14 protein-coding genes are annotated in these 18,778 nt (G+C 60.2%); 10 read left to right on the forward strand and 4 right to left on the reverse strand.

The features are described 5' to 3' along the window. Window positions 1–194 precede the first annotated feature (194 nt). Together ACI77D_RS13210 and ACI77D_RS13215 are read left to right on the forward strand one after the other, a co-directional pair. Window positions 195–2,870 (forward strand): hypothetical protein, encoded by a 2,676-nt coding sequence (locus ACI77D_RS13210; protein ID WP_407016726.1) that lies wholly within the window; start codon window positions 195–197, stop codon window positions 2,868–2,870. A 60-nt stretch (window positions 2,871–2,930) separates the two neighbouring features. After that, entirely contained in the window at window positions 2,931–3,836 is a 906-nt protein-coding gene (locus tag ACI77D_RS13215; protein WP_407016727.1) for a hypothetical protein, read from the forward strand. 67 nt (window positions 3,837–3,903) lie between these two features. On the opposite strand, the gene ACI77D_RS13220 is transcribed toward ACI77D_RS13215, so the two are convergent. After that, a complete protein-coding gene (locus tag ACI77D_RS13220) occupies window positions 3,904–4,965 on the reverse strand; it encodes an FUSC family protein (protein ID WP_407016735.1) in 1,062 nt (353 codons plus the stop codon). A gap of 186 nt (window positions 4,966–5,151) precedes the next feature. Next, window positions 5,152–6,768, reverse strand: a complete 1,617-nt coding sequence (locus ACI77D_RS13225) for an NADP-dependent glyceraldehyde-3-phosphate dehydrogenase (protein ID WP_407016728.1) — start codon at window positions 6,766–6,768, stop codon at window positions 5,152–5,154. 148 nt (window positions 6,769–6,916) lie between these two features. Here ACI77D_RS13225 and ACI77D_RS13230 point away from each other — a divergent pair, with 148 nt between their 5' ends. Beyond that, window positions 6,917–7,792 carry a Dyp-type peroxidase gene (locus ACI77D_RS13230; RefSeq protein WP_221295093.1) on the forward strand — a complete coding sequence of 292 codons (876 nt, stop codon included), beginning with the start codon at window positions 6,917–6,919 and terminating at the stop codon, window positions 7,790–7,792. Window positions 7,793–8,533: 741 nt separating this feature from the next. Here ACI77D_RS13230 and ACI77D_RS13235 read toward each other — a convergent pair. Together ACI77D_RS13235 and ACI77D_RS13240 are read right to left on the reverse strand one after the other, a co-directional pair. Then, complete coding sequence (locus tag ACI77D_RS13235; RefSeq protein WP_221295092.1) at window positions 8,534–8,995, reverse strand: transcriptional regulator; 462 nt, start codon at window positions 8,993–8,995, stop codon at window positions 8,534–8,536. A 70-nt stretch (window positions 8,996–9,065) separates the two neighbouring features. Further along, window positions 9,066–12,281: a type III effector HrpK domain-containing protein gene (locus ACI77D_RS13240; protein ID WP_407016729.1), complete on the reverse strand. Its 3,216-nt coding sequence runs from the start codon at window positions 12,279–12,281 to the stop codon at window positions 9,066–9,068. A gap of 609 nt (window positions 12,282–12,890) precedes the next feature. Here ACI77D_RS13240 and ACI77D_RS13245 point away from each other — a divergent pair. The 7 genes from ACI77D_RS13245 (at window position 12,891) to ACI77D_RS13275 (ending at window position 18,674) form a co-directional block, all read left to right on the forward strand. Beyond that, a complete protein-coding gene (locus ACI77D_RS13245; RefSeq protein ID WP_016969018.1) occupies window positions 12,891–13,052 on the forward strand; it encodes a hypothetical protein in 162 nt (53 codons plus the stop codon). Window positions 13,053–13,152: 100 nt separating this feature from the next. Beyond that, a complete protein-coding gene (locus ACI77D_RS13250; RefSeq protein WP_407016730.1) occupies window positions 13,153–14,037 on the forward strand; it encodes an FHA domain-containing protein in 885 nt (294 codons plus the stop codon). Between the two features lie 139 nt (window positions 14,038–14,176). After that, a complete protein-coding gene (locus ACI77D_RS13255; protein WP_064452929.1) occupies window positions 14,177–14,533 on the forward strand; it encodes a hypothetical protein in 357 nt (118 codons plus the stop codon). Next, a complete protein-coding gene (locus ACI77D_RS13260) occupies window positions 14,533–14,868 on the forward strand; it encodes a tetratricopeptide repeat protein (protein ID WP_370589118.1) in 336 nt (111 codons plus the stop codon). The genes ACI77D_RS13255 and ACI77D_RS13260 overlap by 1 nt, the downstream gene beginning before the upstream one ends. After that, window positions 14,865–17,003 carry a type III secretion system export apparatus subunit SctV gene (gene sctV / locus ACI77D_RS13265; protein WP_407016731.1) on the forward strand — a complete coding sequence of 713 codons (2,139 nt, stop codon included), beginning with the start codon at window positions 14,865–14,867 and terminating at the stop codon, window positions 17,001–17,003. The genes ACI77D_RS13260 and sctV overlap by 4 nt, the downstream gene beginning before the upstream one ends. After that, the gene (locus ACI77D_RS13270; RefSeq protein ID WP_064452926.1) at window positions 17,000–18,280 is read left to right on the forward strand and encodes a type II and III secretion system protein family protein; all 1,281 of its coding nucleotides are present in this window, start codon (window positions 17,000–17,002) and stop codon (window positions 18,278–18,280) included. Before sctV ends, ACI77D_RS13270 begins: the two co-directional genes overlap by 4 nt. A gap of 13 nt (window positions 18,281–18,293) precedes the next feature. Next, window positions 18,294–18,674, forward strand: a complete 381-nt coding sequence (locus tag ACI77D_RS13275; protein ID WP_221295089.1) for a hypothetical protein — start codon at window positions 18,294–18,296, stop codon at window positions 18,672–18,674. Window positions 18,675–18,778: the final 104 nt, after the last annotated feature.

Consider the following 18,778-nt stretch of genomic DNA (forward strand, 5'->3'; position numbering starts at 1 on the left):
GTGAAAAATATGTAAGAAAAAGACTGGGTGGCGAGAGATCTATAATCCCCTTTTTGTCTGTCGGATTTTTCCTTTAAGCCATACCGTTCGTCGCCACTGTCATTTCTGACAGCTAGACGCCAATAGGTCCTCAGGCGCTTGATCTGCCTTGCCCCGCGCGATTTATGGCGCATTAACTGAGCAAGGTGATAAAAATGGCCAGCCAACCCGCTGATAATATTGACTACGATCTTGATCCGCCCATTTCGTATTTTCCTGCTGTCCAGTTCGATCCCAAGGTCACCGATACCCCCCCAACATACCCCGAAACCGCCGTTTGGGGCATGGGTATCCGTCATGCATTTCCCGCCAAGTTCTCCTTTAGGGCATGGCCCGCACTTGGCTTCGCTGACAATTACTCCATCTACATTCATGACCCGGACATCTTCGCCGCTTCGGACGTCGTCAAAGACATTACCTCGAACGCTTACTACCTGACGGTCAACGAGTTGCCGGAGGGCGAAGTCGAGATGTTCGGTCGGGTTGTGCGCGCCGATAGCTTGCAGGAGAGCCGCTCGATCACGCAGACCATCCTGATCAAAACCACTAACCCTGGTGGTCGAGATCGTGAGGTCGCCAAGAAGTGGCACAGTGGGTTGAATATGTCGATTGAAGGCCTGCCCAGTGGCTCGTCCCTTAACAAGGACAATACTGCAGACGGAATCTGGTGCTTGATTTCCAAGTATCTGTATATTCGCAAAAACGACACCATTACCGTCAAATATGACGGAATCTCCGTCGAGCATATTGTTAGCCCCGAAGAGGCCGCAGGGCCTGGGCCGATCCGGGTGTTTATCAGCCCGCAAGTCATCGCCCAAGGCAGTCAGAATGGCGTGATAGAGGTCGTATTTACGGTTAGAGACCTGGTAGGGAACATCCCTGAAGGTGAATGGGTGCATTCCAAGCGCTACAAACTGATCTCGGAACTGAGCGCCGCCCTCCCAATCCCAATTTTTCTGGTAGATGGCGAGGAGTTTGATGAACTGGATCTCGACCTCAATAGCCAGTCCACGTTAGAGGTGTTGGTTGCGCCGCCCCGCAAGTCGCCGAAACCCAACCCACCGAATCAGGTCACGGTCGTTTTGACGCTTTTCCCGGACAAAGGTCGAAGCCAGACTGTACGATTGAATCCTGTTACCGACAGGAATCTGGGTATCGAGACGATCACGCTCAGCTACGACCTCTTCACCGGGCTGGCAAACGGGCGGTTCCAGGTAGCGTTCGAGTCGTATACCTCCGCTGGGGTGCTGCTGGGGACATCAGGCAGTAACTCGATCAGTGTGGGGGGCCTGCCGGTATCGATGCCGGCGGTGACGGTCAGCCCGATTGAAGCGGGCCTTATCCCGCTGGATACCGACATCACCGTAACAATTCCTACCTACCAGCCCCATGGTGAAAGCCTGCTGGAAACTCTGGTGATCGAAACCAGTGACGGCAGAACGCACTATACCCAGTTGCAACCGGCAGGCGTTCAGGGCGGCACCCGGCGTGTGTCCAAAGAGACTCTGAAAGACTTTGAGGGCCAAGGTGCCTTCCAGATTTACTACATCACCGACGACGGCGAAGGTACTTCAGCGTCGGTCCACGAATCATCGAGGCTGGAAGTCCAGTTGGGTGATCGTGTGGCCGTGCTGGATGCGCCGATTGTTCAGGGCTCCCTTGGTAATAATATCGACCCTGCCGACGTGGTAGATCCTGAGATTCAGCTGTTGTTTCCCTATTCAGGCACGGTCGTGGGCGATCTGCTGTATTGGAGTGTGATCGGCAGGGGCGTGCAGGGCTCTGCCAGCGGCACCATCAAGATTAACCAGGCGTATGCAGGGCACGTCTTGCCGTCTGTGTTTTTTCCGGTTGACCGTAAAGTCGTGGACAACAATATCAACGCCAGCATCTCTGTCAGCTACACCGTGGTGCGTCCGGGCCAACCTCAGCAGGTCTTTCGCTCCCAGGTGCTTGACCTCACCGTTGGCCTGCCGGTAGAACTGGGATTACTGAAAATTCTTGAGGCTGATCAGGCTCTGGGAACGATTCAGCCGAAGAAGGTCATCAACGGTGCCACCTTGCGCATCAGCTACAAGTCGATGCAGGCCGGTGATCAAATTGCGTACAAATGGCTCGGCCAATATGACGTCAGCCAATTTGAAGACGTAGTGCCAGGCGATCCGAAGACCAACAGCGTCGATGTGCCCATCCCGGCCTATGTCATTGCCAAGGGCTTGCGTCGAGACGGCAACAACGTCAGCGTGGATTGCGAGGTTCGGCGCGGGCAATTCACCTACACGTTCGAGACCTTGTCCGTGCGGTTGCTGCCTCTTGCGGTGCTGCCGACACCGCGCATTCGCGGGTTTGAAAACACCACGGTGCTGCCGGTTAGCCTGGTGGGTGAAGAGCCTCGCATCGATATTGCCGTGTGGGATTTCATGCGTGAAGACCAACTGATGTGGCTGACGTGCACCGGCACTTTTGATGATGGGACGCCGTACACCGAGAAACTTTACACCGCCAACAAGGTCGTCGCAGGCGACCTCATCAAGGGAGTTTCTCTGCCATTCCCGCTGGATAAAGCTCGCTTGCTCAAGGACGGCTCGATCTTTGAAATGAAGTTTTGGGTGAGTTTCCCGGCAATCCCCAGTAGGCAAACGGCGACCCTGTTTGGCGTGGCCAACTATGTAATCCAGCAACTGCCGGCGGTGCTGCCTTATCCAACCCTTAACGGTGCCTCAGGTACCACGCAAGAGGTCACGGTTGACCCGGTGACCATTCAAAACGACACCGGTGTGACGGTTAAATACCCAGGGATGCTGGCGACGGATACCATCACGCTGAGTTGAATTTTTGAGGATGGCACTAACTATCAAGCAACACTTAAAGGCCAGACGAGTGGCTCGGTGGTGTTTGACCTGACCGCGGCTCAAGTGCTGCATAACAGTGTCAATAGCCGGGTGCAGTTGAGTTACTCGATGCTGCGCGGTGATGAAACTACGCCGTCTAATGTTCAAACGGTAATGGTCGACACGATTGCGGCTGCCAGTCTTCCGAAGGCAACGATTAATAATCAGGCCGATGGAAGTACTGTCGACTTGAATACGTTTGTCAATAGTCGGGTGGACGTGGGCAAGTGGCCCTTGATTAAGCAAGGGCAACGGGTGTGGGTAGATATTATTGGGAGTGGTAAAGTCCAGGCGGTGCTAACTGCTTATTTGATTGATTCTCTAGATGCGACGAATGGCTTGGTGAATAAGGCTGTGCGGCGTGCAATATTGACTTCGCTGCCGTTGGGCTCCAAGTTTCAAATTGAAGTCAGAGTGTCATATGATGGCAGTACGGACGCGTCGCGGGCCGTTGTATTCCCAGTGGTTGAATACGGTGTTAATGATTCATGGCTATACCGTTTTACAGACTTTGCTTCGAGTAATGGTGGGTGGGCATTTGGACCTGCTGCTATCGGCCCGGTGCGAGGTGGTATGGGCTTGTTCTTCGGTACGCCAGCTGGCACGCCAGCGGGCGCATTGATTACCCAAACGTTAAATTTCAACACTGCTTTCCGTTATCGCATTACTGTTCCGGTCTTTAACACTAGCCCTGCGGGAACCCTGCAGCCTATTATTTCGGTAGAAGTCGGTGGCAGGGTGGTTATTGCAAACACTACCGTTCCTGCCCGTAATTGGACGTATATAAAAGCTGAATTTACGGTGCCGGCAAACAGCGCTGCGAGTGTTGCGGTTATCAATCGTCAAGCCGGGTCAAATGGCAACGACTTTCATATACAGTTCGTAGAGTTGAAACGTTTAACCTAATCATGGCTGAGTGTTAATGAGGGGACAGCTCTACTTAACCGTAGACTGTCCCTTTTTTATCAACCACTCAAATCTTCCAATGGCTAGCCGTCCTGGCCAACCGCTGACGCATCACGTCGACATTCCCCGCCAACTGCAACGTCAACAACCGATACCCATCCAACGCACTCTGCACCGGTGCCTCCAGCACGCTGTCATCCGGCACCTGCGTGGCCGGCCGATCAAGCCGTTCGGTGAACCCGGACTTCAACGCCCGCGCCATTCCCACCAGTTGCACGCGTATCTGTCGGTGTTCGGCTTTCAGCATCACCTGCATGCGTGCCATCGCCTGCTCATCCCGAGGGTCGGGCCGGGTATTGCCAAGAATTTCCAGGGTGCTGATGCACATGCGCAAATGCCTCTGGATCGCGTCCAGCTCGGTCATGGAGATCCGAACTTCCTTGGACACCGACGGCATCAGCGAGCGCAGTTGCAGCATCGCCGCATTCAGGCGGTTGAGCAGTTTGAGGTGTTCATCATCGGTGACCGACTGGCCGCTGATGATCCGGCTGTAAATCTGGGCGCAGTCGCGTAACGCACTGGCCAGGTTGTAGCGCCACGAGTACACGGCGTACAGCGGCAGGGCGAACGAAAACGCCAGGGCCAGCACAATGCCGATCAGGATATCGACGGTGCGCCACAGGCCATCCGAGATTGGATTGTCCCCGTGGCCGGCGACGATAAACACCGTGATCGCCGACAGCAGCGCGATGTAACCGCCCTTGCCGATGGCGTGGTAGGAAAAGAACCCGCACACCACCGACATCAACAAATAGGTCAACAGCGGTTGGCCGAAATACGCCTGTTGCACCACCAGCAGCAAGCCCACGCTGGCGCCGATCAAGGTGCCGTAGGCGCGCTCCACGGCTTTTTTGCCGATATTGCCGTGGTGCTGCAAGCCGCCGATGACGATCAGCATGGTCACCGAGGCCCATTCACCGTGGGGCAGGTTGATGCCGGTGGTAAGGAGGATCGTCGCCAGCAAGCCGATGGACACGCGCACCGCGTGGATCAGCTTGGCATGGCGATAGCGACGGTACGGGTCCAGCAAGGGGCGCAACAAGCGCCGAGCGAACACGGGCAAATGCAGGTTCATCGGTATTAAAGTGGCCTTAGTAGTCAGGGCGAACGCGGTCAACTATGGAAGCCAGGCTTGTGTGGGAGCTGGCTTGCCTGCGATAGCATCACCGCGGTCAGACGTAACGACCGAGGTGCCGGCATCGCAGGCAAGCCAGCTCCCACACTGGACTGCTTTCACCAAGGAACCGAGGTGCCTTTAGAAAATATAGTCAGTGGTCAAGAAACTTGAGTCACGGTTGCGCAAAATATCGCTGACCAGCGCCTTGTTGCTCTCCTGAAACTTGGTCGCTACCAGCGTGCGGATCGAGAACACGCGCAGCGCGTCATGCACAGACAACGTGCCTTCGGCCGAGTTCTTGCGCCCATTGAACGGGAAGGTGTCCGGCCCGCGCTGGCACTGGGCGTTGATATTGATACGACCGACCTGGTTGGCAAAGGTGTCCACCAGCCGCCCGACTGCTACCGCGTTGGTGCCGAAAATACTCAGTTGCTGACCGAAGTCCGAGTCCAGTACGTAGTCGATCACCGTCTCCAGGTCACGGTAAGGCACGATCGGCACCACCGGGCCGAACTGTTCCTCGTGGTATACGCGCATTTGCGGGTTCACCGGGTACAGCACTGCCGGGTAGAAGAACGAACCGCGACTGGCGCCGCCATTGGCATTCATCACCTTGGCGCCGTGCTGCGCCGCATCGGCCACCAGTGCGTTGAGGTAGTCGACCTTGCCCACTTCCGGCAGTGGGGTCAGTGAAACGCCGTCTTCCCACGGCATGCCAGGCTTTAGCGTCGCAAGCTTGGCGTTGAATTTCTCAATGAAGCTATCGACCACATCTTCATGCACAAACAGGATTTTCAACGCGGTGCAGCGCTGGCCGTTGAACGACAAAGAGCCGATGACCGCCTCATTGACCGCATTGTCCAGGTCGACCTCTGGCAATACGATGCCGGGGTTTTTCGCATCCAGGCCCAATGCCGCGCGCAAGCGGTGCGGTTTGGGGTGCAGTTTTTTCAAATCGCTGGCGGCCTTGTTGGTGCCGATAAACGCAAAGATATCGATCTTGCCGCTGGCCATCAGCGCGCTGACGGTTTCGCGACCACTGCCGTAGATCACATTGATCACCCCGGCCGGGAAGCTGTCGCGGAACGCCTCCAGCAATGGGCGAATCAACAGCACGCCGAGCTTGGCCGGCTTGAACACCACGGTATTGCCCATGATCAACGCCGGGATCAGCGTGGTAAAGGTCTCGTTCAGCGGGTAGTTATAAGGCCCCATGCACAGTGCTACGCCCAGCGGCACGCGGCGGATTTGCCCGAGGGTGTCCTGTTCCAGTTCGAAACGGCTGGAGCGGCGGTCGAGTTCCTTGAGGGCGTTGATGGTGTCGGTGATGTAGTCGCAGGTGCGGTCGAATTCTTTCTGCGAGTCCTTGAGGTTCTTGCCGATCTCCCACATCAGCAGCTTGACCACCGCATCACGCTGTTCGCGCATGCGGCGCAAAAACGCTTCCACATGCTGGATACGTTCAGCCACACGCATCGTCGGCCATTCACCTTGGCCACGGTCATAGGCGCGCACGGCGGCGTCCAGGGCGGTGAGGGCGGTGTCGGCATCCAGCAGCGGCGTGCTGCCGATATGCACCCGCTCATCGCCCAGTTGCACCGGGCTGAGCACCTGGGCCAGCGGACCGTTCCACACCTGCAACTGGCCGTCGACCAGGTAATCACGCTGTTCAATGGGCGCCCCCAGGCGAAATTGCTCGGGAATCACGGCGGTGGAGGCGGGAAACAGCTGGGCGAGCAGGTTACTGGTGGTCATGTCGCTACCCCTGGAATAGTTGCAAAACATGACTAGAGAGTCGCCCAACAACTGGCTCTATGGCAAGGCTTGTGCGCTTTCTTGTGCGCACCGCTGTGTGTGCCGCGCTCGTCGGAGTAAACTGCGCGCCTTTATTGAAGGAGTTCACATGAGTCAGTACCAGCCGGGCATTCTTGCCGCACCGGTGCCATTGCAGGCACGCCATCTGTTTTTTGCCGTGGATTCCCTGGAGGCTGTGCCCGCTGCGTTGGACGCGCTGGTGCAGTTGACGGATTCGGCCGCAGTGGTTGGTTTCGGTGAGCCGCTGGTAACCGCTCTGGGCACTCGGGTTGAAGGGTTGCGCGCCTTTCCCGCCGTCAGCGGCCCGGGTGCGCATAACCCGTCCACTCAGCAGGCACTGTGGGTGTGGCTGCATGGCGTGGATCGCGGTGAGTTGCTGTTGCGCAGCCGCACCTTTGAAAAAGCCCTGGCCCCGGCGTTTCGCCTGGTCCAGATGACCGAGGGCTTCCGCTACAAGACCGGTTTCGATTTGACCGATTACGAGGACGGCACCGAAAACCCCCACGACGACGCAGCCGTTGAAGCCGCCATGACCGACAGCGGCGCCAGCTTCGCCGCCATCCAGCAATGGCAGCACGACCTCGATGGCTTCGCCGCCTTGCCGGCCCAGGAGCGTGACCACATCATCGGCCGCCGCCATGGCGATAACGAAGAGCTGGACGACGCCCCCGAATCCGCCCACACCAAGCGCACCGCCCAGGAGAGCTTCACCCCGGAAGCCTTCGTGGTCCGCCGCTCGATGCCGTGGGCCGAGAACGGCCAGGCGGGGCTGATGTTCCTTGCGTTTGGCCATTCCTTTGAGGCGTTTGAAGCGCAACTGCGGCGCATGAGTGGGCTGGAGGATGGGATTGTGGATGGCTTGTATCGCATCAGTACGCCGTTGACCGGTGGCTACTACTGGTGCCCGCCGCTCAAGGACGGGCATCTGGACCTGAGTGCACTCGCCGTTACAGCGCAAAGCTAAACACTGTGTGGCAACTGTCTTCACCCGCCATCCGTCACCGCCATCGCAGGCAAGCCAGCTCCCACACTTATTTGTGTCTGACCTGAATTCTGCGCCCGCCGCAGTCCAAATGTGGGAGCCGGGCTTGCCCGCGATGGCGGTTTATCAGTAACAGCCAGGCTGACTGACCCACCGCCATCGCAGGCAAGCCAGCTCCCACACTTATTTGTGTCTGACCTGAATTCTGCGTCTGCTGCAGTTCAAATGTGGGAGCTGGGCTTGCCCGCGATGGCGGTGTATCAGTAACAGCCAGGCCGACTGACCCACCGCCATCGCAGGCAAGCCAGCTCCCACACTTATTTGTGTCTGACCTGAATTCTGCGCCCGCCGCAGTTCAACTGTGGGAGCCGGGCTTGCCCGCGATGGCGGTGTATCAGTAACAGCCAGACTGACTGACCCACCACCATCACAGGCAAGCCAGCTCCCACACTCATTTGTGTCTGACTAGAACTCTGCGCCCGCCGCAGTCCAAATGTGGGAGCCGGGCTTGCCCGCGATGGCGGTGTATCAGTAACAGCGAGACTGACTGACCCACCGCCATCGCAGGCAAGCCAGCTCCCACAGTTGACCTGGGTGGCTGATTGATTGAGGTCAGATCACGTCACACACCCGTCGCTCACCGCCAGCTCCCAAAGGCTTGGGTTGTCACCACCGGCGTGAATCATCAACGGCCTGTTTTTCCCACGGCATGAGCCGGCCCGATCAGCTGTTCTGCAGGCTTATCTGAGCAAACTGCGGCATCATCCCGGCACCTCGGCAGTGTCGGCAGCCATAGACCCCAAGTACGACAGGCTCCTTCGCCACGTCGACGTGCGCACGTTGGACCCAGGTGGGGGCGACAAAGCGGTAACCCTGGCCGGGCGCCGTGGCGATGTAGACAGACTCGTCGCCGCCGAGGGCGCGGCGCAGGGTCTTGATCTGTGTGCGCAGGTTGCATTCCTCCACCACCGTTTTCGGCCAGGCGATACCGAGCAATCGGTTTTTTTCCAGCAGTTCCCCAGGCCGTGAGGCGAGGGCGATCAGCAGGGTCAGGGCGCGGCTGCCCAGCGCCACGGGTTGCCCGTGCTTGAGCAGCAGATGACGTTGGGGCAGCAGTTGGAACGGGCCGAAGTGGATCTCGAACGAGGCGTCATCGGTGAGGTGGCTGCGAGTCGAATACGTCATGTCTTTTACCTTTATGCGTGGGAATCACAGCTCGGCGTGGCTCCTTTTCACCCCGAGCTGCCGGGAAGGGTCAGGTGTTGATGGCAGGGATCGGGTCTGCCGGGTAATCGCCCTCCATGGTCGGGCCGCCGGTCAAGCCGTATTGCTGCAGCACCGGTGCCAGCTGCCCGTAAAATGCGTCTTGCGCCTTGCCGTGGGCATCGGCCAGCGCGAACGGCAAAAACGCACTGCCGATACCGCCGAGAATCGCCGTGGCGCCGCCGAGAATGCCGCTGAGGGTGCCCGCCACCGCGCCGATTTCCGTGGCGCCATACAAACCGGCACCGGCTTCCACCAGGCCCGCCACGGCTGCGCCCGTGCCGAGTACACCGGTGGCGACCGAAAAACTGCCGGTGAGGTAATCACCTTTTTTCAGCGAGTCGACACCGCCGATAATCCCGATTACGCCGCCGATGATGCCGCCCGCCGACCCGATGATCTTGCCCGCCGCGCCGATATTGGCGATCTGCTGCGGTGACAGCGGGCCCTTGCCCACCGGCACCTTGCCGGGGAAATCGCCGAGGGTGCCGCCGTCCGGGCGGTTGACCCACGTGATGCCATAGCCGGCTTCCTTGGCGTATTTGGTACCGCCTTCGAGCAACAGCCCGGCAAATTGCAAGCCGGCCGACACGCGGTTGGCATCCGCCACCGGGGTGGTGCTGCCGCTGGCCGAACGCGCCATCAGCACGCCGCTCATCAACACCGCACTGCCGATGTGCAGCAGGCCCTGTTTGAATGCCGGGCTGACATCGCCGAACTTCATGCCTTCGATGGCTTTCGGCAAGGCGTCGGCGATCTTGTTGCCCTGGCGGCCGATGTCCCATACCGAACGCAGCATCGAGACCACTTGCGCCGGGTCAATCTTGCCGCCGTCGGAGGTCACGAACATCTGCGGATCTTTTTGGTGGGCATCGTTGATCGCGGCGGTGACTTTGGCTTCGTCAAAGTTGCCGTTGCCATCGCCGAGCGTGACGTTAAGCGTATCAGTGGTGGCGCCACCGAGCAGCGCATCGCTGAGGTTTTCGTTGAAGTTGACCTGCAAGGTCGCCGCCTCATCCGCCGTCGCCTTGTCACCGAGGAACGCCTGGGCCGACGCGGTGCTTGCGGCGAAACTGCTGGCTGCGACGGTCGGGTCCATGCCGGCGGCCACGGCGTCGGTGAAGGCTTTGCCGGTCACCAGTTCGTTCTTGTAGTAGCTTTGGATCGCGTCGCTTTGCCCGGCGTTGGCGGCGACTTTGGTCAAGTCGACATGGCCATTGCCGCCCAGCGCCAGGTTGGCGATGGTCGCGTCGTTGGCAGCGTTTTGCAGGCCAATGCCCATGTCGATCTGCTTGCCGTTCTGGTCCTTGGCGTTGAGGTTATCGTTGAGGTTTTTGCCTGACTCAATGCCATCGGCAAAGTAATTTTGCATGGCGACTTTCAGGGTCGGATCGCTGCCGACGATATCGCTCAGCGCAGGGCCACGGTTGTTCTGCAGGAACGCCTGGACGTCCGGGTCCGCCGACAGGGTCTCAATGCCGCTTTGCAGCTGCGCCTTGATCTTGTCTTCGTTGGGGTTCAGGCCGTAGTGAGGCGAGGTGTACTTGTCCATCAAGCCTGCGTTGGGCACATAGTCGCTGACCAACAGGCGCGTCTGCGCATCGCTCAGTTGCACCAGCACCGCGGCTTTCTGTGCGCCCGTGTAGTTTTGCGGGTTGGCCAGGATGTCGGCGGTCAGCGTGGAGGTGTCCACACCGGCGACGGCATCGCGGGTGGCGGCGCTGTCAAGGAAGGTCAGTGTGTCGCTGTCGGTTTTCGGCGCCTGTTTTTCCAGCCAGGCACCGATATTGTCGCGGGTGCCAACGGCGTCTGATTTGCCGGTGGCCGGGTTGTCGCCGCCGGTTTCGAGGGCGTGGAACATGCCGGGTTTCGACCACATGGCGGCGGCACCCGTCAGCTCGTTGCTCAGGGCCGAATCGCTGCCCAGTGCCTCGAGGTTGTCGGGGCGAATCATGCCGTCGTTGCTGCGCTGTTGATCGCCCGGGCGCATGGCGGTGCCGGAGCTGGCCACCAGGCTTTCGTTAGCCATCACGATGGCGGCGGACTTGGCGTTGGCTTTGGCCAGGTCGCCTGGATGGCTGCCCATGAATGTGCCATAGGCTTTCGACGCGGCACCGATGTCGCTCTTGGTGTTGCTGATGAAGTGGTCGACGTCGGCGTGGGTGATGACATTGTCGGCTTTACCGCGACCGCCGCTGTCCAGTGCCGCCATCAGGTTTGGGCTGCTGGCTACGTACTTGAGTACCGCCTGGGCTTCGGGTGGCAAGGTGGTGGGCGGGTTGGCGAAGTCGATGGGCGCACCGTGCAGGCCCCACGCGTCCCAATTCTGCGAGAGCAATTGCGCGGCGGCGCGGGGGCGGTTCAGGTCCAGTTCTTCTTTGGTGGGCGTGCCGCTGGTGTTGCCGGTGAGGGTGTCCCAGTCCCTGGCGCCGGACACACCGAACGACGAGTTGTCGATCCACGAGGTGTCTGCAGCACCCGCCGCGCCGGTGGTCCCGGCGTACAACTTGGCCATTTGGTCATAGAGCGCGGGGGTAATGTCCTGGGACACGATCACCTTGTCGCCGGAGGCGGTGTTATAGCGAATCAGGCCGGGCCCGACTTCTTCGGGAGGGCCGACGTTGGCGGCCGGGTCCAGGGTCTCGTCGGGGCTGGCCAAACGGTAGCCTTCAGCCTGGCTGGCATTGATTACAAACAACTTGGCCGAGTCGCCGCTGACCTGGGCGAACAGCCCCGGGGTTTCTTTCTGGCTGACCACAACCCTGTCGCCGGAAGAGGTTTCGTAGCGGATCAGCCCGGGGCCCAGTTCCGTCGTGCTGCCGATCGCCTTGTAGTTGCCCAGGCCTGGCGCCACGGTGCTGGCGTCGGCCTCGATGTAGCCGGCCGCTTTGCTCGCGGCGAGGTTCTTTTCCAGGTTCGCATCGCTCTGCTGGGCGTTGTACTGGTCAACCAGCGTCTGGTAGAGACGCGGGTTATCGCTTTGCTTGAGGGTGACCGGCTTGTCGCTGCCCAGCGGTGTGTAGGTGATGCTGTTGTTCGCCGGTGCCTGCACATTCTGATAGGGCAGGGGAATCGACGGGCCACGGATTTTGGAAGGGTCGAAGGCAGGTTGGTTGACGGCCGTGAACAGCGCGGTTTCGAATTTTTTCTGGGGGCCGTCCGTGCCCTTGCTTTCGGCCGGATCAAGGCCACTCGGAATCGCAGTCATAGAACACCTGGAAGTTGTTTCATATATTAAAGCCCGCGCACTAAGGCTTTCGGCTATTAGTGCAACTGTACTAATTACGCGCACATCACTAGTTGTTCGCGGGCATTGAAGGTCGCTCACGCCGAGCTATCAAACGCGATGAGCAAGTCGCTTTTGTTACAAATGGAAATATCTGCGAAGTTGGGCAAAAGGCTAGTAGTGAAAAATGTGAAGTCGATACGAAAAAAATGCAGATGCCGTGATGAACCGCTCGTTTATAGGGTTGGAAAGAGCGGCTTAGTGTTCAGCCATATTCGAGTTCAGGTGCGCAATCCCCTGTAAACAGGGGGTATTGGCGGTGTTTGGGCTTTTCGTTAAAAGTTCCACGGCGAAACGGGGATGAGTTTTTCTCAACGCCAGGTTGAGCCGAACCGTTCACACCCGGTATCTGAAACGTTTCACAAGCTTTCACAGCGAAGGCGTTTTGATCGTGAGTAGTATGGCCCCCATGCAAACCAACGACGGTTCGAAAGCTCACTGTCTGACGTTTTGGGCGTTCATCCGGTTTGCATACTTTCAGCGTGCTGATGCGCAACTGAATAACTTCCCTATCACTGCAAGGAGATGAACATGGCTGATGTCCCACCAGTAAAAGCAGGCGGCGCCGACGACGCTATCGCGAAGATGGAAGCGACCTTCAACATGGCTATCGAAAAGTCGGCAAAAATCACTGAAATCAGCACCGCCAAAAAAGCGGAACTCGACGCCACCAAACAGCGTCCGCAGAACTGATTCGCCAAACGGGCGGCGCCGGCGCTGCCCGTTTACTTCTGGCCCGTATTTATCCTGATTCTTGACCCCGTTGCACATGCTCAAGGGGGCAAACCCGAAAATGACAGCCTTGATTTCCATGGGCCCGGTCGCCGGTATTGGCGTACCGACCCTGACGGTGACCAGCGGTTTGCACCAGGGCAGTTCCCTGGTGCTCGACCAGCCTGTCTACACCCTCGGCGCGGACCTCGCGGCCGACCTGGTACTCAGCGACCCCGCAATTGCCGGCCTGCACCTGCGCCTGCGTTTTGAAGGCGGCCAGGTCGCGATTGAAGCGTTGGGTGGCGACGTGATGCTCGGCGCGAACGTGCGCATTCCCCAAGGCAGCGGCCATCGCGCGCGACTGCCTTTGCACCTGCGTATCGGCACTGTAGGCGTGAGCCTGGCACTGCCTGAGGGGGCTGAAAAACCTGCGCACGCGCCCCGCACATTTGCGCCCTGGATTGTCGCAACCGCCTTGCTGTTTCTCTGTGCCGCAGCGCTGGCGTTTCGCAATGACTCGCCGCCGGCGCCCCCGGCAGCAGTCGTCGACGTTCCGCTGGTGCAAGCACCGTCTCACGAACAGGCCAAGGCCTGGCTGGAGCAGCAACTGCAAGCGGCGCATCTGGATGCGGTGAAGGTCAGCAGCAGTAATGGCCAACTGAGTGCCGTCGGCAGTTTCGAACAGTCACAAAAACCGCAATGGCTGGCGCTGCAACAAGCCTTCGACCAGCGTTATGGCCAGCAGATCGTCCTCAACCCCCGCGTCGCAGTGCGTGCCGATGCTGCGCGGCCGCGGGTGCGGTTCCAGGCCGTATGGTTCGGCACTAATCCCTATGTGATCAATGACAGCGGCAAACGCCTGTACCCCGGCGCAGCGCTCGCGGACAACTGGGTGCTGGAGCGCATCGAGAACAACCAAGTGATTCTCGCCCGTGGCGAGGAGCGCTTTACCTTCACCTTATGAGTCGATCTATGGAATGCACGCACTCCAACTGTGGGCGCTGGCTTGCCTGCGATGGCGTCGGTACAGCGCGCCTGGGTGCGGGTTGGCCGACCGACATCCCCACCCTTGACGATGCCCCATTCCTGACACAGGCCCACGCATGAAAGTCGAACCTCGCCCGTTGATTCCCAGTGATGTGCGCAGCGCGCCGGTCGAGGCCGTTCGCGCGGTCAATTCACGCCAGGCCACCGCCTTCGAAGCGGTGCTCAAGACTCGCAAAACCCAGACCCGGCGCTCCCTGCGCGGTGACCTGGAAGCACTCACCAGCGCCGCCGGTGTTGATTCGTTGCTGTTCGGCAGCGCCCGTTCCCTGGAGTTGCTGGAACACGTGATGGAACACCTGCTGCCGACGCTGGACGCGGAGCCTGCAATTAAAGCGCTGGCCCACGACCTGATCCGTGAAGAGATCGACATGCGCCGCAACCTCGAACAGCAACGCTCGGAGGTACATGCCTGATGGCCCGCGATAACGACGACGCCGTGCAACTGCTCAAGGGCATTGGCGAGCTGTACCGGCGCAATGGCCAGTCCCAACGTGCGTTGGTGATGTTGCTGATTGCGGTCAGTGTCGCGCCCCATGACGGCGTGTTGCTGCGTTCGCTGGTGCTGGCGTTTACCGACAGCGGCGACGCCACCCGCGCGCTGGGTGCGCTCGACCGCCTGGTGGCGCTGGAAGGTGAGTCTGCCAGCCTGTTGCTGCTGCGCGCTCGCGCGCTGTGGTACGGCGAGCGTAAGGACGAAGCGCGTCAGTGTTTCAAACGCTACCTGGCCGCACGCAGGGCCGGCGCATGAGTGCACTTAACCGCCTGAACACCCTGGCGCGCATGGCGGCCCAGCGCACAGACGTGATCATCGTCGCGTTCATGCTGATGGCGATTGTGATGATGATCATCCCGCTGCCCACCTACCTGGTGGACATGCTGATCGGCCTCAATATTGCCCTGAGCATCCTGATTCTCATCGTCGCGTTCTACATCGGCCACTCCGTGGAGTTCTCCGCGCTGCCGCCGTTGATCCTGCTCAGCACACTGTTTCGCTTGTCGTTGTCCATCACCACCACCCGCTTGATCCTGCTGCACGGCGACGCCGGGCATATCGTCAAGGCCTTCGGTGACTTTGTGATCGCAGGCCAGGTGGTGGTCGGTATGGTGGTGTTCCTGATCATCACCGTGGCGCAGTTCGTGGTCATCACCAAGGGCGCCGAGCGTGTGGCGGAAGTGGCCGCGCGTTTCACCCTGGACGCCATGCCCGGCAAACAGATGAGCATCGACAACGACCTGCGCAATGGCGATATCGACCAGGCCGAAGCCCGTCGCCGGCGCTCGCGCCTGGAGCGTGAAAGCCAGATGTTCGGCGCGATGGACGGCGCCATGAAGTTCGTCAAAGGCGATGCCATCGCCGGCCTGGTGATTCTTGCGGTCAACCTGCTGGGTGGCATGCTGATCGGCATGATCGAACGCGACATGCCGTTCGGCGTGGCGGTGCACACTTATTCGCTGCTGACGGTGGGTGACGGCCTGATCGCACAGATTCCGGCGCTGTTGATTTCCGTGGCGGCAGGCACCGTGGTCACCCGCGTCAACAGCGACGGTGAAGCCGGTGACCTGGGCAGTGAAATCATCAAACAGCTGGGCGCCAGCTACCGTGCACTGGGCCTGACCGCGTTGATCATGATTGGCGTCAGCCTGTTGCCGGGCTTTCCCACTTGGGTGTTTCTCGGGTTGTCTGCAGCCTTTGGCGGTGCGGCGTTCGTGATGTATCGCCGGCACACCCGCCAGCCTCAAGGCGAGTTGGAAACGTTGGTCGAGACGCCGGAACCGCTGGTCGAAGCCCAGGCCGAACTGGACGACAACCTGCTCCCCGAGACCCGCGTGCTGCTGACCCTCGGCAGTGGCGTGTCCCAGAGCGCGCCCCGCCAGTTGCTGCGCCAGCGTGTCGAAGCGCTGTGCCACGACCTGCGCACCGACCTCGGCGTGGACGTGCCGGTGCCGGGCATCTACATGGAGGACAAGGCCACGCCCGGCAGTTACCGCGTATCCCTGGAAGGTGTGCCGGTGAGCGAAGGTGAACTGCCGATTAACTGCCTGCTGTTGCAGGACGATCCGGTGCATGTGCAACTGCTGGACATCGCCACCGTGCAAGCCGATTCGCCGCTTAACGGTCGCAGCGCCCATTGGATTGAGCGCCAGCACGAAGAGACCTTGCGCAACGCCGGCATTGGTTTCCTGCTGCCCGATGAAGTGTTGCGCGGTGTGCTGGAACGCAGCCTGCGCCGGTATGCCGCCGACTTCCTCGGCATCCAGGAAACCCGTCTGTTGCTGGAGCGCACCGAAGCCACTTACGGCGAACTGGTGAAAGAAGCGTTGCGCCTGGTGCCGTTGCAGCGGGTTGCCGAAACCTTGCGGCTGTTGGTCGGTGAAGGCGTGTCGATCCGCAACCAGCGCGCCTTGCTCGAGGCCATGGTGGAGTGGGGGGCGCGCGAAACCGACGCCGGGCGCCTGGCCGAACACTTGCGTGCGGCATTGGCGCGCCAGATCAGCCATCACTACGCAGACCGCAATCGCGTGATCGGCGCGCTGGTACTGGCGCCGGGTCTGGAAGACCAGTTGCGCGCATCCCTGCGCCGCCAGGAGGCCCAGCGCGAATTGATCCCCGAAGACGTCAGCCGTGCCTTGCTCGCCCAGCTGCGCCAGGCCTGCGAGAACACGCGTGAGGTCAACAGTGCGGTGTTGCTGGTGCACCCGGAGCTGCGCCGCAGCCTGCGTCGGCTGGTGCTGCGCGGCGAATTGGAGCTGGCGGTGCTGTCGTTCCGCGAGCTGGCCACCGAATACAACCTGCAAGCGTTGGTGACCATCAGCCTTACTGATATTTCGAACCGCCGTGCGCCTGCCACGGCCTCCGTCACTTCCCTGGCGTCTGCCTCATGATGCGTTTTTGTGTGTTGTTGCTCGCTTTGATTTCGTGTGCCAGCCAGGCCCAGGAGATTGCCAATGGGGCCGGGGGCTCGATCAACCTGGCGTCCGGTGAGGGGCGGATTTTGCATTTTGCCGCGCCGGTGGATTCGGTATTGGTGGCTGAGCCGAATGTGGCCGACCTGCAGGTAGTGTCGCCCGGTACGCTCTATATCTTCGGCAAGGCGCCGGGCAATACCAGCCTGATCGCCCTCGGCAACGACGGCAAACAATTGGCCAGCCTGACCTTGTCCGTCAGCAGCGGCGCCCAGGCGGTGACCACGCCGATGCAGGAACTGCACCCCGGTAACGGCGCGCAGATTACCGGCGCCGGCAACCGCCTGATCGCCAAAGGCACCGTCGGTTCGGTGGCCGAAGCGACTGACCTTAACGCGCTGCTTAACCCTCAGGGCCAAGGCTTTCAGAGCGCGATCAACACCACCGAATACGCCGGCGCAGCCCAAGTGAACTTACGGGTGCGCTTTGCCGAAGTGTCCCGTTCCGAGTTGCTGCACTACGGCGTGAACTGGAACGCGATGTTCAATAACGGCACGTTTTCCTTTGGCCTGATCACCGGGGGGCCGTTGGCGGCGGCGACGGCAGGTGGTTTGGCGACTGCAGGCACCGGCTCGGGCAATGTGAATATCGACGGCATGCTCGACGCGCTGCAGGCCAACGGCATTTTGCAGATCCTCGCCGAACCGAACATCACCGCCATGACCGGCCAAACCGCCAGCTTCCTCGCCGGTGGCGAAGTGGCGATTCCGGTGCCGGTCAACCGGGACCTGGTGGGCATCGAGTACAAGTCATTCGGCGTGTCGCTGCTGTTCAACCCGACCTTGCTGCCCAACGGCCGCATCGCCCTGCAAGTGCGCCCGGAAGTCAGCAGTGTGGTCAGCGGCGGCACCGTGGATTTCGGCAACTTCCATGTGCCGTCCTTCAGCGTGCGCCGTGCCGATACGCGCGTGGAAGTCGGCAGCGGGCAGACCTTTGCCATTGCTGGGCTGTTCCAGCGTCAAAGCAGCCAGGACATCGAGAAACTGCCGCTGTTGGGTGACTTGCCGATCCTCGGCAACCTGTTCCGCTCCAAGCGCTTTCAGCGCAACGAAACCGAGTTGGTGATCCTGATTACCCCGTACCTGGTGGAGCCGGTGCGCAGCCGCACGCTCGCCACGCCCCTGGACGCACAACCGGCTACCGCAGCGGCCACCGGACCGCGCAGCGGCGGGGCGTTCGGTTTCTACATGAATTGATAAGGGGCCTGCCATGACTGCTTTTCGTATGTTGATGCTGTTGCCCCTGGCTCTGATGGGTTGCCAGACCCACTTGGCGCCGGTGTATTACTCACCGGAATACCGGGCGGATGGTTTGCCGAGTCAGTGCCAGCAACCGGCGGCCAAGGATGCGATCGGGCTGGATGAGGATTTCAAGCCGACCTTGCCGTTGGGCTGTGCGAACAATTTGAATTTGATGCAGATGGTCGAGCGCAAGCAGGACCTGAACCAGGGCCGCGCCACCGGACCTGCCATGGCCGCGCCGGTGGGGCGTGCGGCGCAGGTGTACATCGAAGGGTTTGATCGTGAGCAGTTGCAGCGGCGCAAGGATCAGCAGGAAGCCAAGGCCGGCGCTACCGGAGGTCAGCAATGATCGCGCGTACGCCGATGTCCTGTGGGAGCTGGCTTGCTCCCGAAAACGGTCTCATCGCCGATCACTCTCCAACTGATGCACCGCGATCCAACTGTGGGAGCTGG

It is taken from the genome of Pseudomonas sp. O39 (assembly GCF_045447295.1).
Taxonomy (GTDB): Bacteria; Pseudomonadota; Gammaproteobacteria; order Pseudomonadales; family Pseudomonadaceae; genus Aquipseudomonas; species Aquipseudomonas antarctica_A.

Coding starts and splice junctions, on each gene's coding strand:
- ACI77D_RS13240 (WP_407016729.1), bottom strand. CDS start 12,281: ATGACTGCGATTCCGAGTGGCCTTGATCCGGCCGAAAGCAAGGGCACG.
- ACI77D_RS13235 (WP_221295092.1), bottom strand. CDS start 8,995: ATGACGTATTCGACTCGCAGCCACCTCACCGATGACGCCTCGTTCGAG.
- ACI77D_RS13250 (WP_407016730.1), top strand. CDS start 13,153: ATGACAGCCTTGATTTCCATGGGCCCGGTCGCCGGTATTGGCGTACCG.
- ACI77D_RS13275 (WP_221295089.1), top strand. CDS start 18,294: ATGACTGCTTTTCGTATGTTGATGCTGTTGCCCCTGGCTCTGATGGGT.
- ACI77D_RS13230 (WP_221295093.1), top strand. CDS start 6,917: ATGAGTCAGTACCAGCCGGGCATTCTTGCCGCACCGGTGCCATTGCAG.
- ACI77D_RS13260 (WP_370589118.1), top strand. CDS start 14,533: ATGGCCCGCGATAACGACGACGCCGTGCAACTGCTCAAGGGCATTGGC.
- ACI77D_RS13270 (WP_064452926.1), top strand. CDS start 17,000: ATGATGCGTTTTTGTGTGTTGTTGCTCGCTTTGATTTCGTGTGCCAGC.
- ACI77D_RS13210 (WP_407016726.1), top strand. CDS start 195: ATGGCCAGCCAACCCGCTGATAATATTGACTACGATCTTGATCCGCCC.
- ACI77D_RS13245 (WP_016969018.1), top strand. CDS start 12,891: ATGGCTGATGTCCCACCAGTAAAAGCAGGCGGCGCCGACGACGCTATC.
- ACI77D_RS13225 (WP_407016728.1), bottom strand. CDS start 6,768: ATGACCACCAGTAACCTGCTCGCCCAGCTGTTTCCCGCCTCCACCGCC.
- ACI77D_RS13255 (WP_064452929.1), top strand. CDS start 14,177: ATGAAAGTCGAACCTCGCCCGTTGATTCCCAGTGATGTGCGCAGCGCG.
- sctV (WP_407016731.1), top strand. CDS start 14,865: ATGAGTGCACTTAACCGCCTGAACACCCTGGCGCGCATGGCGGCCCAG.